Raw genomic sequence first — 17,872 nt, 5'->3', positions numbered from 1 at the left:
TTTGCCTTCCCCTGTGCTGCCATTTTTCCTCAAGTGAGCCCCATGAAACGTTTTGTTCTGCTCGATACCGCCCCTATTCCCGAGAACGGCGGTGCCCTGTGCCTGTTCGAGTACGGCGAGGATTTCGTCATCAAGATCCAGGGTGGTGACGGCGGACAATTGATGAATACGCGCATGCACGGCTCTGAGGATGCCTTGGCCGAGATCCCCTGCCGCAAGGTCGCAGGAAGACCGAATTCGCGGGTGTTGATCGGTGGCCTGGGCATGGGCTTCACCCTCGCCTCGGCGCTCAAGCACCTGGGCAAGAGCGCTGAAGTGGTGGTCGCCGAACTGGTGCCCGGCGTCGTGGAGTGGAACCGCGGACCACTGGGGGAGAAGGCCGGTAACCCACTGCAAGACCCGCGCACGGTGATCCGCATGGAAGACGTGGCCAAGGTCCTGCAGGCAGAGCCGCAAGGTTTCGACGCGATCATGCTCGACGTCGACAACGGCCCCGAAGGCCTGACGCAGAGAGCCAACAGCTGGCTCTACTCCGCCGGCGGCCTGAGCGCCTGCGCCAAGGCCCTGCGACCAAAAGGCGTGCTGGCGGTCTGGTCGGCCAGCGCCGACCGGCAGTTTTCCGACAAACTGAAGAAAGCCGGTTTCAAGGCCGAGGAAGTGCAGGTCTTCGCCCACGGCAACAAGGGCACCCGCCACACCATCTGGATTGCCGAGAAGCTCAAGGGCTGAGCTAAACTGCGTGTTATACCGTCATTAGTCATTCAACAAAGGTGAACCCATGAGTTCGTCCACCCCGACCAACACCTCGAAGCTGGACCGCATCCTGGCCGACAACCAGCGCGACAAGGAAATGGGCTACCGCGACAAGGCCCTGAAGATGTACCCGCACGTGTGCGGCCGCTGCGCCCGTGAGTTCTCCGGCAAGCGCCTGAGCGAACTGACCGTGCACCACCGCGACCACAACCACGATAACAACCCCCAGGACGGTTCGAACTGGGAATTGTTGTGCCTGTACTGCCACGATAACGAACACTCGCGTTATACCGACCAGCAGTATTTCGGCGAGGGCTCGCTGAGCACGCCGAAAATCGCCAAGGCGACGCACAACCCGTTTGCGGCGTTGGCGGGGTTAATGAAAAAAGAAGACTGAATCTCTTCATTGCCTGATCCGGCCTCATCGCCAGCAGGCTGGCTCCCACACTGGATCTCTGGTGCACTGAAAATCCCCTGTGGGAGCCAGCCTGCTGGCGATGGCGGCCGCGCCTGCACCGTCAATCTCCGATCTGACCGCAGCTCCTCAATCCCCGTATAATCTCGCTTTTTCCTGAAAGGCGCTTCGCTCGTGGCAGACAAACGGTACAGCTGCATTGGTTTGTATAACCCCAAATCACCGGAGAACGTCGGTTCGGTGATGCGCGCCGCTGGCTGTTACGGCGTGGCGTCGGTGTTCTACACCGGCAAGCGTTACGAACGCGCCGCCGACTTCGTCACCGATACCAAGCGCGTCCACTACGACATCCCGCTGATCGGCATCGACGACCTGAAGAAAATCCTGCCCCTCAACTGTGTTCCCGTTGCCGTGGAACTGGTCGACGGCGCCCGCCCGTTGCCGGAGTACACCCACCCGGACCGCGCGCTCTACATCTTCGGCCCGGAAGACGGCTCGCTGGATAAAGAGATCCGTGACTGGTGCGAAGACGTGGTCTACATCCCGACCACCGGCTGCATGAACCTCGCTGCCACGGTCAACGTCGTGCTCTACGACCGCATGGCCAAGGGCCTCAACACCCGCTCGGGGCCGAAATTCCGCTGAATCGCCGCACATCCGATGGAACAAGTGGCCTGCTCCGGCAGTCAGCTTATCTATCCACTACTCAAGCCTGGAGTCAGATCATGAGCGAACTCAAACGCGTAGAGCGCATCGAATCCACCCCGTTCCAGACCTCTTCCGAGCAGAATGTCCATGGCTGGGAACGCATCGGTTCATTGGCGGGCGGCGTGGTCATGGTCGGCAAGGGCTTGCGTCGTGGCGGCCTGTTCGGCCTGATTCAGGTGGCCATCGGCGGCGTGGCCCTGGCCCGCGGCATCACCGGCCACAGCTCGGCGAAAAGCCTGCTGGAAAAAAGCCGCCAGGACATGAACAACGTGCGGGCGAAGATTCAGCGCGCGGGCGAAGAGTTGAACCGGCTGAAAGCCAATGCCGAGGCAGCGACCAACACCGCGACCGTCACCGGCAACGATTCCTTGAAGTCGCCTAAAACCGGGGTTTGATCGGGAATTTGCGCTAAGGCTTATGGCCTCATCGCCAGCAGGCTGGCTCCCACAGGGGATCTTCTTTGTTGCACAGATTGTGTGAACAGCGAAGATCACTGTGGGAGCCAGCCTGCTGGCGATGGCGGTGTTACTGAAGCAACCCGGTATCCAGGACCTTGGAAGACTCACCAAGCACGCTCTCACTGAGCTGTACGAATTCCTTGGTATCAATGCTCCCCAGATGCATCGCCCCGCGCAGCACATCATCCAGCGAACGCTTGTTGCGCGTCTGCAAGCGAATCTCGCGATCCAGCTCCTGTAGCAACAACACCGCCTTGGCCACCTGCGCAGCATTGATCTGCTCGCCCCGCAAGCTGGTGACTTTCTGGCTGTCCTTGACCAGCTTCCCGTGCAAGCCCTCATACCGCTCATCACTCATGCCACCGGCCCGGCGCACCAGTTCGATGGCGTAGTATTCGGCAAAACCTTCACTGATCCAGTCGCTGCGCTGCTGATCGTTGATTCGCCCGAACACCTGGGCCAACTCGCGCACAACCGGGCTGGTCCCGCTTTCGCTGACCAGCGGCAGGCGGCTATTCAGGTAGATCGATTCGTGCGCCGACAGGCTGCCGCGCCACATCGGATCGTTGGCGCCGACAATCAGCAACTTGGTCGGGTGACGAGGAAACACCGCCTGTACCTGGGGCCAGACAAACGTCAGCAGCGTCAGCACATCCATGCGCCGCATGCCCTGGCCACGCGGTGAAGCGACGGTGACTTCGGTTTCGCCCAAGCGGGTGCGACGGCTGCCGAGGTGCCCGGCAAGCATCCAGCCTGTGGGCCGATCGAACAGCCGGGAAACGTTATCGATGCGGAACTTGTTCTTGCCGATGCGCGGCCAGGCGGTTTCGACGCTTTGCCAGCCAGTGGGCAACTCGAATTCAAGGCGTGAAACCAGCTCGATGCCGTCCTGTTGATCGAGCCTGGCCGGCGGCACCAGATCGTCACCGCGCATCAGTGCCCAGGTCGGGGTCATGCGGGTGTCGAAGCTGCCGCTCTTGCGCCCGTGACTGATCTTTACCCGCCAGGTCAGGCTGGCCTTTTCGGCCGCCGGGCGCCACACGCCGCGGGCCGGCTTGCCCTCGGTCAGCTGCCATTGGCCGTCGGCCTTGAAATCGCTGTAGTGGCTGCCGTCGCCGAGGTCGAAATCCAGGCTGCGGACCGCCGCGCCCTGGGCCAGGGTCAGGCGTACTTCAGCCTGGTCGCTTTGCGGCAACAGGCGCACGTGGTAATCCAGATCGACTTTCTTCGCCGCCCACACAGGCGCGCTCAGGGCGCACAACCCAACGACCAGCGCCCGCCGCCATCCCACAGTCATACACACTCCTTCGTGAAACCTTGACCTGCGCTGCGCTTTAACCTGCGCGGAAAATCAGATGGTCTTCCCAATCCTCTTCCGCCACGCTGCCTTCGGCGAGCATGCGCCCGGACTGGGAAATACGTTCGTGGTGCACCGCGTCGCGATCACCGCACACCAGGTGATGCCACAGCGGCAGGTCCTTGCCCTCGCTGACCAGGCGATAGCCACAGGTCGGTGGCAGCCATTTGAACTCGTCGGCCTTGCCCGGTGTGAGCTGGATGCAATCCGGCACCGAGGCGCGACGGTTGGGGTAATCGCTGCACTGGCAGGTTTTCAGGTCCAGCAGTTTGCAGGCGATGCGCGTGTAATAGACGCTGTTGTCGTCTTCGTCCTCGAGCTTTTGCAGGCAGCACAGGCCACAGCCGTCGCACAGCGATTCCCATTCCTGCTGATCAAGTTGATCGAGGGTTTTGCGTATCCAGAACGGTTCTACTTTGGCGGCCATGGTTCGAGCATCGACATCAGGTGGTGAAAAGGCCGCCAGTCTAGTGCCCGCAGCCCCGCGGGCCAAGCATTGGCGACTGCCGGTAGAACACGCTTGTCAGTTATCGCGCCGCCAAGTAGGGTTTTGCGTCGCTCCCACTTTCAAACGTAGCAAGGAATCTCTTGATGAGTGCCAACCCACGCGTTGCCGATTATGTCATTCACCCTCAGTTCACCGATCGCTGGTCGCCCCGCGCCTTCACCGGCGAAAGCATTCCTGAAGAAACCCTGCTTAGCTTCTTCGAAGCCGCGCGCTGGGCACCGTCGGCGTACAACTCGCAGCCTTGGCGGTTTCTCTATGCGCGTCGCGATACGCCGAACTGGGAGCGTTACCTGGGCCTGCTGAATGAATTCAACCGCAGCTGGGCGCAACACGCCTCGGCACTGGTGATCGTGATCTCGAAAACCACCTTCACCGCGCCTGGCGCCAGCGAAGAGACCCCGGCGCTGTGGCACACCTTCGACACCGGTTCCGCCTGGGGCCACCTGGCGCTGCAAGCCAGCATCAGCGGCTGGCACACCCACGGCATGGCCGGTTTCGATCAGGAACTGACCCGCAAGGAGCTGAACATTCCCGAAGGCTACGCCCTGCACGCGGCCGTGGCAGTGGGCAAATTGGGGGATAAAGCGACGCTGGCGGATTACCTGCAGGCGCGTGAAGAGCCGAGCCCGCGGCGTCCGTTGAGCGAACTGGCTGCTGAAGGCGACTTCACCCTCTGAGCCACAACGCATATCTACTGTAGGAGCCGAGCTTGCTCGCGATAGCGGTGTCACAGTCAACGATGATGTTGAATGTGATGGCCTCTTCGCGAGCAAGCTCGGCTCCTACAGGTTTAGCGTCAACTCAGTAGCCGCGATTGAAATCCACTTCCCCGCGCAACGCTTCACCCGCCTGATACGCCCGCAGGTTCGCGACAAACAGCTCTACCATCAACGACGGTGACGTCGGTGCCGAGCTGTGGCCCGTCAGCAAGAGGCCAAAGGCCGTCCAGAACGGATGCCGTTGCGGCAGCGGCTCCTGGCGACAGACGTCGATCACGGCGCCCACCAGATGGCCTTCCTTCAAGGCTTCCACCAGATCCGCATCCACCACCGCCACACCGCGCCCGACGTTGATGAACAAGCCGCTCGGCTTGAACTGCTTGAACAGCGCCGCATCGTAGATATCGTGGGTGTTCGGTGTATTTGGCAGCAGGTTGACCACATAATCCACTTCACCGACCAAGCGTGGCAGATCCGCCAGCGAACCGACTTCGATAAAGGGGGCCTGCTCACGGGCCTCACTGGCGATGCCATACAACTGCACACCAAAAGGCACGAGGAACTGCGCCACCGTCTGCCCGATATCACCGGTGCCGACGATCAATACCTTGCGCCCCGCCAGGCTCTGGCCATGACGACTGTCCCATTTGCGCTCGACCTGGCTGACCAGCCGCGCCAGCACTTCACGTTCGTGGCCGAGCATGTAGGTGAGCACGTATTCGGCCATGACCTGACCGAAAATCCCCACCGCGCGGGTCAGGCGATAGTGCCGAGGCAAGCCGTCGGCCAGCAGCGGCGTGATGCCCGCCCAGGTCGACTGCAGCCATTGCGGCTGATGGCCCTGACGCAGCAGGGTCGCCAGCAGGTCGGGCTGGCCGAGCCAGACCGGGCAATCGGCCGCCAGGCGTGCCAGTTCGGCGGAATCGCCGCTGGTCAGTACTTCCACATCAGGCGCCGTCTCTTGCAACAGTCGGGCGTACACCGGGTGGTCGTGTTCAGCAATCAGGACGCGCATGCTTCAAACCTTTCGAAAAACAGTGCAGACGGCCGCCGACAGAGTCCTGCTCCGTCCGTGCGGCCATCGCCAAAATCATTCCAGTGTTGATCAAGGCTTCGAACCGAAGCCCGTCTATCGATCACATGGGATCGTTGCGTCGCAGCAATTCTTCCGGCAAGTGTTCGATGTATTCCTCTTCCGCCGGCGGCATTTGCAGGTGGTAGCCCTGCTTTTCGAGGTTATCCAGCACGACGGTGATGTCCTCGCGCGACAATTTGCGCTCGGGGCTCAACACCAGGTCGAACGCATGGATCGCTTTGCCGAAGGCGGCCATCAAGGGTTCCGGTACACGCTCCAGGGCATCGCTCTTGAGCACATAGAGGTACATCTCGTTTTTCTTCGAACTGCGGTAGATCGAGCAAATACGTTTCAAGGCTGTTCTCCGGCGGTGGCCAGGCTGTCGAGCAGCGCCTGGCCCATCAATTCGCGGCGCCAGCCACGCAATGAATCAGGCAATTGGTAGGGACCATTGGGGAAGCCGCTCTTGAGCAGCGCTTCCAGGGTTTTCTTGCGCAGCATCACCTCGGGCGCGATGTTCAGGCGTTCGCCCTCGGCCTGGCCGATGGCCTTGAGCCGCTTGAGCAGCGCGGCGGCGTCCACCGGCAACGGTTCAGGCACGGCGGGCGGCCATTGCTCCGGCGACACACTGCCAGAGCGCTTGATCAGATCAAGCAGAAACTCGCCGTCCTGACGCACGGTACGCGGGTGCATGTCTTCGATTTTCGCCAGTGCACCGAGGTTGTCCGGCTGGGTGCGCGCCAACGGCCACAGCGAATGCTCGCGGATGATGCGGTTGCGCGGCAGGTCGCGGGCACGCGCCTCCTGCTCGCGCCAGGCGCACAGCTCACGCAACACGGCGAGTTGCGCGCGGGACAGCTTCCAGGCCAGCTTGGCGTCGCGATAGACCTCGTACGGGTCGATCTCGCGGCGCAGGTTGGCCACCAGCTCCGCTCCGTCTTCCAGGACCCAGGCGTATTTGTCGTCTGACAGTTGCGGGCGCAACTTGACGAAGACTTCCGCCAGGTGCACGGCGTCTTCGGCGGCATAGCTGATCTGGGTTTCGGAAAGCGGACGTTGCAGCCAGTCGGAACGGGTTTCGCCCTTGGGCAGGTCGATGCCCAGCACTTCCTGCACCAGCCGCGAATAGCCCATGGAGAAACCCAGGTTCAGGTAAGCGGCGGCCAGTTGGGTATCGAACAGCGGCGCCGGCAGGCTACCGGTCAGGCGCAGCAGGACTTCGAGGTCTTCGCTGCACGCATGGACAACCTTGACCACCGCCGGATTTTCCAGCAAGGCGGCCAATGGCTGCCAGTTGTCGATGGTCAGCGGATCGATCAGGTAGGCACGTTCGCCATCGCCGACCTGCAGCAGGCCTGCGATCGGATAGAAGGTGTCGACCCGCATGAATTCGGTGTCGAGGGCAACGAACGGCAGCTGCTGCCACTCGGTGCAAAACCGACCGAGGCTATCGTTGTCGCGAATCCAGTGAATATCGATGGCCACACGGCTCTCCCTTGAAGAATGGCGCGCAGTATATATCGCCCTCGACGATTTCCGCGCATTCACTGAACAAGAGCTTTAGCGAAAATGCCTTCCTGATCGTAAGAATAGTCCGGCAAACAAGGCCTAACCGGCCTTTCCCAGCCATCTAAACCCTCAACCCTTGGCCAGCACGCCATCGATTGCGGCTCTGCGGCACCCGGCAAACATATCCAGGTCCTGGTTATAAACTTGGCTGTTGACCTCCAGCAGCCCCAGCATCGAATGGAACAGGTTGTCCTGGCTCAAGGGTTTTTCCCGACTCAGTTGCAGGCAATGGGTGTCCACCGAGAACGACTTCTGATAGCTGTCGGAGAACCAGGCCAGCATCGCCACATGTTTCTGTTGATCCGGTGCAAGCATGTAAGGCGTGCCATGCAGGAACAGGTTGTATTCGCCCAGGGATTCGCCGTGGTCCGACAGATAAAGCATCGCGGTATCGACTTTGTCCTGGTTGCTGCGCAGCAGATCGATCAGGGTCGACAACACATGGTCGGTGTACAGCAGGGTGTTGTCGTAGCCGTTGATGATGCTTTCGCGGCTGCAGTTGTTCAGTGCATTGCTCTTGCAAACCGGAGTAAAGCGTTCGAATTCCTTTGGATAACGTTTGTAGTACTCCGGACCGTGACTGCCCATCTGGTGTAGTACCAGTACCGTGTCCTTATCCAAAGTGTCGATAAAATGCTGCAGGCCTTGCAGGAGGATTTCATCGCGGCATTCACTGTTGGCGCACAGCACCGGGTCTTTCAGGTTGCTGAGGTCGTCGAGGGTGACCCGATCGCAAGTCCCCTTGCAGCCAGACTGGTTGTCACGCCAGATCACGTCGAGACCGGCACGCTTGAGCACATCCAGCAGGCCTTCTTCGTTCCTGGCCTTGCTCGCGTTGTAATCCTTGCGTCCCATGTTGGAAAACATGCAGGGCACTGACACCGCTGTTTCAGTGCCGCATGACTTCACGTCGGTAAAGGCGATGAGCCCGGCTTCCTTACCCAGCATCGGTGTGGTGTCGCGGTTGTAGCCCAGAATGCCGAAGTTCTCTGCCCGGGCACTCTCCCCCACCACCAGGACCGTCAGGGATTTGCGAGCATGGGTTTGCCAGGCAGAATCGCGCCGGGCATCTTCACCGACTTTGACAAAGGGCTGGCGTGCCGAGGCGACCTGCTCGCGCAAGTAACCGGCGGAGGCGCCAATATAGTTGCTCGGAACCACCATCAGGCGCAGTTCGTGGTGATTGCGAAACAATGAAGACAGGCCTTGATAGTTAACCAGTGCAACACCGCCAATGACCGCCGCCGAGGCAACAGTCACCAGTACCTTGCTTAATAACTCCCGATGCCAGCGGCGGTAATTAACCGGCGTTCTCCACAACAACCAGGACGGCAGCACTCCAAGAAAAACAATATAAGCCAGTAACTTTAAAGACAGTAAGTCGCGCACTTCCGTGGCATTGGTTTGAGCGAAGTTGCGCAACATGCCAATGTCGATCAGGACACCGTATTGGCCCATGAAATAAGCGACGCCGGCACTGATCATGAACAGCAGGGTAAGCAGGGGTTTGAGCACCGGCCGGAAAGCCAGCAAGGTCAGGACAATGTTGAAGGCCGCGAGAATCATCGCCCCGAAAGCCACGCGCAGGACGATGCCTTTACCGTCAGCCGCGGTGATATCTAAAAGGTGCTGCCACAGGACAAAATTGCAGGCAGTCAATAAAAATGCACTGGCAATCAGTGTCACCCATTCCGGGTGCACGGCTTTAATCTTCAACATGATTTTCGGCTGTTCCTGAAAAGAAGTGCCGTCAACAAATGTGAAAATTTCATTTATCGCGGCGACACTAACTGTAGGTAGCCGACCATCAATTTTTCGTGAAAAAGAAGCCAACGATTAGTTGCCTCTCCTACACTCGATGAAACTTTCCGCTTATTTGAGAATGGTTCAGTTCCGGTTCAGCAAGAGCTAAGGTCCGAACATCTGAAGAGGTCTCATCGCAGCAGTATTTAATTTCCCGATAAGGCCCGGGATTTTCTGATTTGCCGCCTGCGAATCACTCGCGCCTAATCGGCCCCTGATTCATCAAGGTCCGATCATGGAAAACATTCGCGCTACTTCTCGCCCTGCCCTGTGGTTGATGGCCAGCATCCTGCTGGTCGCGCTGAATCTGCGGCCCTCCATGGCCGCGGTAGGTCCTTTGCTGTCGGCAATTCGCGGCGACATCCCGCTGAGTTTCAGTCTCGCCTCTCTGCTGACCCTGCTGCCGGTCATGACCATGGGCCTGGCGATGTTCTTTGGGCTCGCGATCAGCCAACGCCTCGGCGAGCGCCGCACGGTGGTGTTGTCGCTGCTGGTCATCGGCCTGGCCACTGCATCGCGATTGTTCCTCGATTCGGCGCTGGAACTGATCCTCAGTGCCGTGCTGGCCGGCATCGGCATCGCACTGATCCAGGCGCTGATGCCGACGTTGATCAAATCCCGCTTCAGCGACAACGTGGCCTTGTGCATGGGGCTCTACGTCACGTCGATCACGGGTGGTGCCGCCATTGCCGCCTCTTTCTCCCCCCTGGTGATGCTCCACACAGGCAGTTGGCGCATGGGCCTGGCCATCTGGGCGGTGCTGGCCGTGCTCGCGCTGCTGTTCTGGTGCGGTCAACGCGTGGGGGCACCGACGCCGGGTTCAACCAGCCACCGCTCCTTCTTCAGCCATCCTCGCGCCTGGCTGCTCGCGGCGTTTTTCGGCCTGGGCACGGCGTCCTACACCTGCGTGCTGGCCTGGTTGGCGCCGTACTACGTGGAAAAGGGCTGGAGCGAACAGGATGCCGGATTGTTGCTTGGCTTCCTGACCGCCATGGAGGTGTTGTCCGGCCTGCTGGTTCCTGCCATTGCCAACCGCAACCGTGATCGACGCCTGGTGCTGGTGGTGCTGCTGGCGCTGATCATGGTCGGTTTTTGCGGGTTGATTCTCAGCCCGGGAAACCTCGGCCTCCTGTGGCCGTGCCTGTTGGGGCTGGGAATCGGCGGGCTGTTCCCGATGAGCCTGATCGTGTCGCTGGATCACCTGGACGAGCCTCGGCAAGCGGGTGGGCTCACGGCATTCGTGCAAGGCATCGGCTACCTGATCGCAGGTCTCTCGCCGCTGGCGGCCGGGATGATCCGTGACCGGCTCGGCAGTTTCGAATGGGCGTGGTGGTCACTCACCGGGGTCATGGCGCTGATGATCCTGATGGCCTTGCGCTTCGATCCACGGCATTACGCCAGGCACATGCACTGACTCCGAATGCTTGCAGTACATTCTCCTGTTGCCTTCATTGCGCTAGGATCATTCGCTCAAGTTTGCACATGAGCCAGAAAGGATGCTGAACAGCAACGTGCTACGAAAGCTCGACATGCAGGACTTGATGGTGTTCGTCGCCGTGTTTGAGCAAAACAGCGTCTCCGGCGTTTCCGAGACGCTGTGCGTCAGCCAGTCCACCGTGAGCTACTGCCTGAAAAAACTGCGCGCAGTGTTTGACGACGAATTGTTCATCAATACCCGCACCGGGATGCGCCCCACCTACAAGGCCGACGGCATGTACCCCCACGTGCTGACGATCCTCGACAGCATCAACCTGTGCCACGCCAGTGCCTCAAAGTTCGATCCCACCCAACAACCAACGGTTTTCAACCTCTGCGCTCCGGAATACTTCGAGCAACTGGTGCTGCCGCGCCTGTTGAAGCGCTTCGCGTGCGCCGAGCTTGCGGTGGTGGTCAATGTGCATAAGCTCGAGACCGACATCCCGGCCCAGGCTCTGCGTGATGGCAGCCTGGATCTGGCGATAGGTTTCGGTCCGGACTTTCATCGAAGCCACGCCGACTTCAAGGTGCGCACACTGCTGGAAGACGATTTCGTCTGCGTCTTCGACAAAGGCGCCACCCCGTCGCAACCACGCCTGAGCCTGCAAACCTTCATCGAGCGCCGTCATGTGTTCCCGACGCCCTGGACCTCCACCAGCAACATGGTCGACGGCTGGTTGGCGCAACAAACCCGCCAACGCCAGATCGTCGCACGGGCCAACAGCTACGGCGCAGCCCTGAAGATGATCAGCGGCACCGACTTCATCCTCACCCTGCCCCGGCGCATTCAGCAATTGCTGGCCGATGACACCGTCTTCGAGCGCCGTGAAGCGCCCAATGGCCTGCCGGGTTTCACCCTCGACATGCAGTGGAGCCAGGGCGCCGATCAGGACAGCGCGAACATCTGGTTACGTGAGCAAGTGATCGAGGCCTGCGCCGAACTGGACACGACCTGAAACTCAGACGCCGACGGTAGTCTTGGCATAGGATTCGCGATCGATGTCGAGAATCTCCACGCACAACTGCACCTCCACTCCCGTCGGCCATTCGCACAGATCCTTGACCACGGCCAGCAGGCTGTCGGACAGCTGCTTCTTGATCTCCGCGGAGCGACCGCTCAGCACGGCCAGTTTCACATGCACAAACGCCCGCTCGGCCAATGCCGTGCCGACCTTGAACGTCTGGAGCTTCACCGCGCGACTCTTGATGTCGAATTCGGCACCGAATTGACCGGAGCCCACCAGCACATTGTTCATACGCATCAACGCCACGTCAGCGTTCAGATCAGGCAGGTTGGCGGTGTATTCCAGGTGCAGGTGAGGCATGGCGTAACTCCTGTAGGTTGGTGGAAAAGTTCATAGCATAGCGCTGCCTTGGTCAATGGGGCAGCGACAACAGATTTCGCTCGCCCATGAACGCTTCGAGTCGTGAGCGCAACCAGCGCTCGGCAGGGTCACTGTCGACATGGCTGAGCCAGACCATGGACAACTCGAGGGTCGGCGTACTGAACGGAAACGGCTCCATGAACACCTGACCGGACGCCGCCATGGCCTCTGCCGTGTAATCCGGCAGGCTGGCAATCAGGTCGGTCCCGGCGAGCAAGGCTGGCAACGAACTGTATTGCGGCACCGAGAGCACCACCTGGCGCGTGCGGCCGATTGCTGACAGCCACTCGTCAGCGAAACCACTGACGTTGGCGATATGCGACACCAACACATGGGGGCGCGAGCAGTACTCATCGAGCGTCAGCGGTGTATCGCTGGCATCGGCGCGTAAAACGCTGGGACGGATGTGCCGCAACAACTTGCGCTTGGCGTTGGCTGGCAGGCCGCGGGTCTGGGTGACGCCAACCGTGATGTCGCCAGACGCCAGCAAGTCGGGAATGCGCCAGTAGTCGACATTCTGCACCACGAACACCACCTTCGGCGCTTCCTGGCGCAACGCCCGCAGCAACGGCGGCAACAGGCCGAACTCGACATCGTCCGACATCCCGATGCGAAAGGTCATGGTGCTGCTGCTCGGGTCGAAATCATGGGTCAGGCTCAACGCCACCGACAACGAATCCAGCGCCGGCGACAGATGCCGAAAGATCTCTTCAGCCCGCGCCGTCGGCTCCATGCGATGCCCGACGCGGATGAACAACGGATCGTTGAACATGGTACGCAAGCGATTGAGCGCCGAACTGATGGTCGGCTGACCGAGAAACAGCTTCTTCGCCACCTTGGTGACATTGCGTTCGAGCATCAGCGTTTCAAACACCACCATCAGGTTGATGTCGGCCTTGCGTAGTTCGTTGCGATTCATCCATTGACCCCGCGCTGTAAAACTATCGACAGTTTAGGGAGATGTAACAATCGGCGTCTATGCGACTGAACGAATGCCTCAAGTGGTTTGTGTTTAATGCCAACAGGCTCACGCGATGGGTCCTACAGCCCCTTCCTGATTTCGTCGCACCCCTGGCGGTACAGCCTCGCGCCCCTAAGCTCAGGGGGGCTTCGGGCAAAACCAGCCCGGACCTATATCCTTCGAACACAACAGGAGAGTTTCAATGGCTAGAGACAAAGCGAAAGACGACAAGCACTTCAACTGCACCCAGGCGCATGAAGCCGACTACGTCGCCGGTCTTTATCCTCACGCCAGGGACGAAGTGAAAAACTTCCTGGCATCGGCCTGCCAGGACAAATCCCTGCACAACTCAACCCACAAGGACGTCTACGACTTGATCAAGAGAAAACTGGGCCACTCGCAGCCGTAAGACTGCCCGGGCAACAGGAAGCTGCTCTTGACGAGCAGCTTCACCGACTTGCTCGATCAATTCAGCTTTTAACGCAATGCTCCATACCGTGACCGCCGCCACTGTATTCAGGACCATAATAATACTTGGTGAACGACACTTTCCCCTCCGGCGTTGAAACAACCTGTGCAACACCGACTCCATAATCCTTCAATGACGGATCGGTATGCGCAAAATAAATGGCCAGCGAGTCGGACGTGCCGGCAGCGAATCCGTCATACCTGGACTTGTCCTCCAGCGTCAGTACAAAGTTATAAGCGCCATACTTCCCGGTACTCTGTTCGGCATTGAGCGTCATGTCGACCACCCCTTTAAATCCCCCAATATGGCTGTCCTTGCCAATACATTCATAGCGCCCACTATAGTCGGTACCGGTAAAGGCCGCAGGGGCCTGGGCAGCCCACGCGGGAACGGAAACAACCAGGATGGCAGCGGCAATGCTCCTGAGCATATTTGACCTCTTTGTAATTGTAGGAAATCATTAGATATTGCGTAGGAATATTCTGCAGCTTTGTGCGCAACAATCTCCTCATTGCCCACTACCATCAATTATAAATCCTGCTCTCAAAGTTTACTGGAGACATTTGAAACAGGGTCTTTCGCAAAAACAATTAACATCAACTTCCCCGCCCTGCGAACATAGAAGCCAAACATCGCGATACAGTCCAACGGGTGATAAACAAACACAGTTATTCCACAATCCGCTACGTCATCCCACGCGGATGACGGAAACACACACACCTATTTCAATTATCGCAAGGAAGCAATTCATGACCATGGATTTGAAACAACACCTGGACACTGCCAATCAGTACATCGGCCGGCAATACACCGAGGAGCTACGCGAAGAACTCGCCAACAAGACCGGCCTGGCAGTACGACCGCGGGGCAACGGGTTCATCATGACCAAGGACTACAACCCTGCACGGATCAACCTGCTGGTCGAGAACGAAATCATCACCCATGCCACCATGGGTAACTGATTCGCCCTGCGCACCCCGTGCGAATAAAAACCTGACAGTTTTTTGCGCAAACAAAAAAGCCCCGTAACTTTTCAGCTACGGGGCTTTTTCCATGTAATGGCGGAGAGATAGGGACTCACCACTAACAACCCTAAACCCCAATAAGCACAGTATTACTGGCCTTTTAGCGGATATTACGTACAATCCTTACGTATAACTTATCATCCAAGGGCTTAGCATGGCAGACAATCTTGAACAACAAGGCGGTACTTGGCACGTCCGCAAGTCGATCCCCAAAGACGTGCGTAAGGAATTCGGTGGCAGGAAGATTCTCTCCAAGTCGCTGGAGACTGGCTTGCGATCCGAAGCCATGAAGCGGCGCCTACCGTACCTCACCCAGTGGACGGCGGAAATTGCAGCAGCCAGATTACAGGCAAAGGCGGCCAAGGAGGACTGGCGCCCCGACCTCGCAATGCTGGCTGGCGAACTCGACGCCCGTATCGGTGCGAAACTGATTTCTGCGTCCAAAGGAACTCTGACCTTTGGAGAGCTTGAGCCAGATGAAAGAGAGGTTAGCAAACAGATGCTTCTCAATGAGCTTCGTCTCGCCATAAAGGACCCGGAGACGGTGCAGGACTTTTTGGCCCTTCTCGAAAAAGCAACTAATGCCGGTAGCGCGTTAGACAAGGTGCAAGGTATGGCTGACTTCATGCGAGCAGCAACGGCGCACATATGCACATCAGATTATGACCTGAGCCCCACGGAGATGACCGAAGCAAAGGCGATAGTGCGCGATCCAACTGTGTACAAGCCGAAGTCGCCCATCACCACCGCCCGCATTGAAGCCTTCCGAAAATACAGGGAAGCAAGAGCCATATCCGCGAAAAACATCGATGCTCAAGAATCGAAGCTGGAGAAGTTATCGGCATTCCTTGCGACATCCGGCAAGCCTCTCGACTTTGACTGCGTGTCCGCATGGCTCGATTCGATCACGGCTGCCAGCAAGACAAAAACCCAGTACCTCAATGCTGGCAACACTTTCTGGAAGTGGGCGATGCAGAACGACGCTCGCTGGAAGGAAGACTATAAGGGCGTCATCACGCCGTTTGAGCGCCACGACCTGCCGCAACTGAAAGGCAGGGCCAAGAAGGACGCCCAACGCGTGGCCTTTGAGGGGAGCGAGATAACCACATTGTACGCAGCCGCTCAGGACAAGAAGCTGCATGCACTGGCGGACCTGATTTTACTCGGTGCTTACACTGGGGCCAGGATCGAAGAACTTTGCCAACTACGCACTGAAAACGTCATTGAAGATGAAGGCGTGCAGAGCTTCGATATTGTGGACAGCAAGACAGTTGCGGGAATCCGCGTTGTCCCTGTGCACCCAGCCCTAGCAGAACTGGTGAAGCGATTGATGAAGGATACGAAGGATGGCTACCTCATCCCCTCAAAGGCGAACAACAAGTACGGCATACGCTCTGACTTGATGAGCAAAGCGTTCGGCAGGATCAAGAAGGATCTGGGGTTTGATAGGTTCCACGTCTTCCACAGCATCCGCATGACGGCAATTACTCAGCTTGTACGAGCCAGTGTTGCAGGTACGATCATTGCCGAACTTGTCGGTCATGAGACTGGCACCGTGACTTATGACGTGTACAGCCAAGGCCATTCGGCTGCACAGAAGCTAGAAGCGATTTCCAAACTCCCTACCTTGCCCAACCGTTAAGGTCCCCCCACCTGTCACCAGCAGATTGAACATCGCCGCTCGCCACTATACTGTACGCACACACAGTATATGGCGGATACAGGATGGAAGACGATTTGATCGATGATTTGGGGTTTGAGCTGGGAATGCCTACGCCAGTAGAGATGCTGAAGCACCAATGCACCCTGCTTTGTGCCGAATTGGAGACGACACGCTACGACTCACAGAAGGCCCACCGGGACATCGCCCGGTTGATCGTCATGTACCGGGATAGCTCGACCGAACTGGCGGCGTTGATGGTCGAACATGACCGACTAAAGCGGACTCAGCGAAATGCATGACCGCGACAGGGACGGGAAACGTCGCGGATGGGGTATGCGTATGGCGATCACGTTAGACAGTTAAAACCCAGCTCCGGGCCTAAAGGACGATAGGAAGATCCAAAAGCTGGGAATTTACAAAGTTAAGTTTGCCCTGCAAGGATATTTTGCCCCTCAGTCAACAGCCGAATGAAGTCCTTGGCGTCGGAAAAATAGTTCTTAAACGCCATGCGGATTTCCTCGTTCGTATCTGCCTTTACCAGTACTACATCGAGCGATGGAAAGTCCCTCTCCAGCCTGAATAGCTCTCGAAGAGCATCGGTTGCCTCTTTGAAGCTTTTAACTTCCAAGCTCCCATCTTCGTTGAATATCAAGATGGAGTTTCGATTCTCTGTAGAAACTGTCTCTGAAGAGTTTAAACCAGTCAAAACCCTTACCAGATGAATTTCCTCGTTGACTTGCTCAAACCGCTGAAGCAGCTCGCCATTGTCAATTTCAGGAAAGGCCCCAGTGTGACCCTCGTGTGCCCGACTAAGGATTTCACTCGCAAGTGCCATGCAGTATTCATAACGTTTATCACCTTGTTGAAACTTCGGCTGACTTTCCGTGATGAAGCCGATTACTTCAACTGCTGTGGCCCAAGCATGCTGGACTAGAGTTCTGTACTGAATCTCTAGAAGCAGCCCGCGATATTGGTCACCGTTCTTTGATCGCACGTCATAGGTATAGACGTCATGAATACCCCTATACCCAGTAGGCTTTGGGCGCTTTATATAATCATACTTATCCGTATCATTTTTCCGCTTGTGCTTAAAGCGGGCTTTATGGAAGTCGTCCCTAAACTCGTAGAGTTCTTTGATGGAGCGGAAAATTAGACGGCAACCCGCCACATCGTCCATTCGTGAAAGCTCCATCTTCGGCAGCCGCATCAATTTGTTAAAAATTGTGTTTTTACGCTTGTGTCTCTGAGCAACTACGATTTGCTTGCCGCGAGTGCGAGTTCGGAGACTTGCTTGAAAGGTGTTCAGGACAATTCGGTGTGCCGCTCTCCACTCATCGATAACCCGGATGTCTTCCCCGGATGGGCACTGATCACGAATCGTGTAGCCCGCAGCGTTCACGCGGGACTTTGAGCCACCAGGAAAATTAGGGAGCACCTCACTCATGAAAACCTATCCTTGTTAACACTCAAAAGATTGTGAATGCACCAGAGACTATGGGAACTGACAGAGAAAATCCACCGTAGGCGC

21 protein-coding genes are annotated in these 17,872 nt (G+C 58.0%); 11 read left to right on the top strand and 10 right to left on the bottom strand.

Annotated elements, in window-relative coordinates; translation table 11 throughout:
• Nucleotides 1–42 precede the first annotated feature (42 nt).
• The 4 genes from ACM6I6_RS10775 to ACM6I6_RS10760 all read left to right on the top strand — a co-directional run bounded on the left by ACM6I6_RS10775 (nt 43) and on the right by ACM6I6_RS10760 (nt 2,271).
• Nucleotides 43–729, top strand: coding sequence for a spermidine synthase (locus tag ACM6I6_RS10775; protein ID WP_414919870.1), 687 nt, complete (start codon nt 43–45; stop codon nt 727–729).
• A gap of 49 nt (nt 730–778) precedes the next feature.
• Nucleotides 779–1,150: a YajD family HNH nuclease gene (locus tag ACM6I6_RS10770; protein ID WP_007944009.1), complete on the top strand. Its 372-nt coding sequence runs from the start codon at nt 779–781 to the stop codon at nt 1,148–1,150.
• A 192-nt stretch (nt 1,151–1,342) separates the two neighbouring features.
• Nucleotides 1,343–1,813 carry an RNA methyltransferase gene (locus tag ACM6I6_RS10765; protein WP_046816778.1) on the top strand — a complete coding sequence of 157 codons (471 nt, stop codon included), beginning with the start codon at nt 1,343–1,345 and terminating at the stop codon, nt 1,811–1,813.
• 80 nt (nt 1,814–1,893) lie between these two features.
• Nucleotides 1,894–2,271, top strand: coding sequence for a DUF2892 domain-containing protein (locus ACM6I6_RS10760; protein ID WP_406592014.1), 378 nt, complete (start codon nt 1,894–1,896; stop codon nt 2,269–2,271).
• Between the two features lie 130 nt (nt 2,272–2,401).
• On the opposite strand, the gene ACM6I6_RS10755 is transcribed toward ACM6I6_RS10760, so the two are convergent.
• Together ACM6I6_RS10755 and ACM6I6_RS10750 are read right to left on the bottom strand one after the other, a co-directional pair.
• The gene (locus ACM6I6_RS10755; RefSeq protein ID WP_414919869.1) at nt 2,402–3,631 is read right to left on the bottom strand and encodes a hypothetical protein; all 1,230 of its coding nucleotides are present in this window, start codon (nt 3,629–3,631) and stop codon (nt 2,402–2,404) included.
• Between the two features lie 37 nt (nt 3,632–3,668).
• On the bottom strand, nt 3,669–4,118 hold the full coding sequence (locus tag ACM6I6_RS10750; protein WP_020797823.1) for a YcgN family cysteine cluster protein: 450 nt from the start codon (nt 4,116–4,118) through the stop codon (nt 3,669–3,671).
• 164 nt (nt 4,119–4,282) lie between these two features.
• On the opposite strand from ACM6I6_RS10750, the gene ACM6I6_RS10745 reads away from it, so the two are divergent.
• The gene (locus ACM6I6_RS10745; protein ID WP_274073537.1) at nt 4,283–4,876 is read left to right on the top strand and encodes a nitroreductase family protein; all 594 of its coding nucleotides are present in this window, start codon (nt 4,283–4,285) and stop codon (nt 4,874–4,876) included.
• Between the two features lie 124 nt (nt 4,877–5,000).
• Here ACM6I6_RS10745 and ACM6I6_RS10740 read toward each other — a convergent pair whose 3' ends face one another.
• The 4 genes from ACM6I6_RS10740 to ACM6I6_RS10725 form a co-directional block, all read right to left on the bottom strand.
• Nucleotides 5,001–5,933, bottom strand: a complete 933-nt coding sequence (locus ACM6I6_RS10740) for a D-2-hydroxyacid dehydrogenase (RefSeq protein WP_274073536.1) — start codon at nt 5,931–5,933, stop codon at nt 5,001–5,003.
• A gap of 121 nt (nt 5,934–6,054) precedes the next feature.
• Nucleotides 6,055–6,348 carry a YcgL domain-containing protein gene (locus ACM6I6_RS10735; RefSeq protein WP_274073535.1) on the bottom strand — a complete coding sequence of 98 codons (294 nt, stop codon included), beginning with the start codon at nt 6,346–6,348 and terminating at the stop codon, nt 6,055–6,057.
• Nucleotides 6,345–7,478, bottom strand: coding sequence for a ribonuclease D (gene rnd / locus ACM6I6_RS10730; RefSeq protein WP_274073534.1), 1,134 nt, complete (start codon nt 7,476–7,478; stop codon nt 6,345–6,347). Before rnd ends, ACM6I6_RS10735 begins: the two co-directional genes overlap by 4 nt.
• Nucleotides 7,479–7,631: 153 nt before the next feature.
• Nucleotides 7,632–9,281 carry a phosphoethanolamine transferase gene (locus ACM6I6_RS10725; RefSeq protein WP_414919868.1) on the bottom strand — a complete coding sequence of 550 codons (1,650 nt, stop codon included), beginning with the start codon at nt 9,279–9,281 and terminating at the stop codon, nt 7,632–7,634.
• 319 nt (nt 9,282–9,600) lie between these two features.
• Between ACM6I6_RS10725 and ACM6I6_RS10720 the strand changes: the two genes are divergently transcribed.
• Together ACM6I6_RS10720 and ACM6I6_RS10715 are read left to right on the top strand one after the other, a co-directional pair.
• A complete protein-coding gene (locus tag ACM6I6_RS10720) occupies nt 9,601–10,779 on the top strand; it encodes a cyanate transporter (protein WP_414919867.1) in 1,179 nt (392 codons plus the stop codon).
• An 82-nt stretch (nt 10,780–10,861) separates the two neighbouring features.
• Entirely contained in the window at nt 10,862–11,797 is a 936-nt protein-coding gene (locus tag ACM6I6_RS10715; protein WP_414919866.1) for a LysR family transcriptional regulator, read from the top strand.
• Nucleotides 11,798–11,800: 3 nt separating this feature from the next.
• Here the strand turns inward: ACM6I6_RS10715 and ACM6I6_RS10710 are convergent, their stop codons facing one another.
• On the bottom strand, nt 11,801–12,166 hold the full coding sequence (locus ACM6I6_RS10710; protein ID WP_274073530.1) for a 5-carboxymethyl-2-hydroxymuconate Delta-isomerase: 366 nt from the start codon (nt 12,164–12,166) through the stop codon (nt 11,801–11,803).
• A 52-nt stretch (nt 12,167–12,218) separates the two neighbouring features.
• Nucleotides 12,219–13,145: a LysR family transcriptional regulator gene (locus ACM6I6_RS10705; protein WP_274073529.1), complete on the bottom strand. Its 927-nt coding sequence runs from the start codon at nt 13,143–13,145 to the stop codon at nt 12,219–12,221.
• Between the two features lie 244 nt (nt 13,146–13,389).
• Between ACM6I6_RS10705 and ACM6I6_RS10700 the strand changes: the two genes are divergently transcribed.
• Complete coding sequence (locus ACM6I6_RS10700; protein ID WP_274073528.1) at nt 13,390–13,596, top strand: hypothetical protein; 207 nt, start codon at nt 13,390–13,392, stop codon at nt 13,594–13,596.
• Nucleotides 13,597–13,657: 61 nt separating this feature from the next.
• Here the strand turns inward: ACM6I6_RS10700 and ACM6I6_RS10695 are convergent, their stop codons facing one another.
• Entirely contained in the window at nt 13,658–14,086 is a 429-nt protein-coding gene (locus tag ACM6I6_RS10695; protein WP_323626695.1) for a hypothetical protein, read from the bottom strand.
• Between the two features lie 319 nt (nt 14,087–14,405).
• Between ACM6I6_RS10695 and ACM6I6_RS10690 the strand changes: the two genes are divergently transcribed.
• The 3 genes from ACM6I6_RS10690 to ACM6I6_RS10680 all read left to right on the top strand — a co-directional run bounded on the left by ACM6I6_RS10690 (nt 14,406) and on the right by ACM6I6_RS10680 (nt 16,643).
• Nucleotides 14,406–14,618 (top strand): hypothetical protein, encoded by a 213-nt coding sequence (locus ACM6I6_RS10690; protein WP_274073526.1) that lies wholly within the window; start codon nt 14,406–14,408, stop codon nt 14,616–14,618.
• Nucleotides 14,619–14,835: 217 nt separating this feature from the next.
• Complete coding sequence (locus ACM6I6_RS10685; protein WP_414919865.1) at nt 14,836–16,323, top strand: tyrosine-type recombinase/integrase; 1,488 nt, start codon at nt 14,836–14,838, stop codon at nt 16,321–16,323.
• Between the two features lie 83 nt (nt 16,324–16,406).
• The gene (locus tag ACM6I6_RS10680) at nt 16,407–16,643 is read left to right on the top strand and encodes a hypothetical protein (protein ID WP_414919864.1); all 237 of its coding nucleotides are present in this window, start codon (nt 16,407–16,409) and stop codon (nt 16,641–16,643) included.
• 122 nt (nt 16,644–16,765) lie between these two features.
• Here ACM6I6_RS10680 and ACM6I6_RS10675 read toward each other — a convergent pair whose 3' ends face one another.
• The gene (locus tag ACM6I6_RS10675) at nt 16,766–17,788 is read right to left on the bottom strand and encodes a RelA/SpoT domain-containing protein (RefSeq protein WP_414919863.1); all 1,023 of its coding nucleotides are present in this window, start codon (nt 17,786–17,788) and stop codon (nt 16,766–16,768) included.
• Nucleotides 17,789–17,872: the final 84 nt, after the last annotated feature.

The sequence above is a fragment of the Pseudomonas sp. IT-P218 genome, assembly GCF_949767605.1.
Lineage (GTDB): Bacteria > Pseudomonadota > Gammaproteobacteria > Pseudomonadales > Pseudomonadaceae > Aquipseudomonas > Aquipseudomonas putida_AE.
Note: the sequence above shows the minus strand (reverse complement) of the source record. Positions and strands in the feature narration are given on the sequence as shown.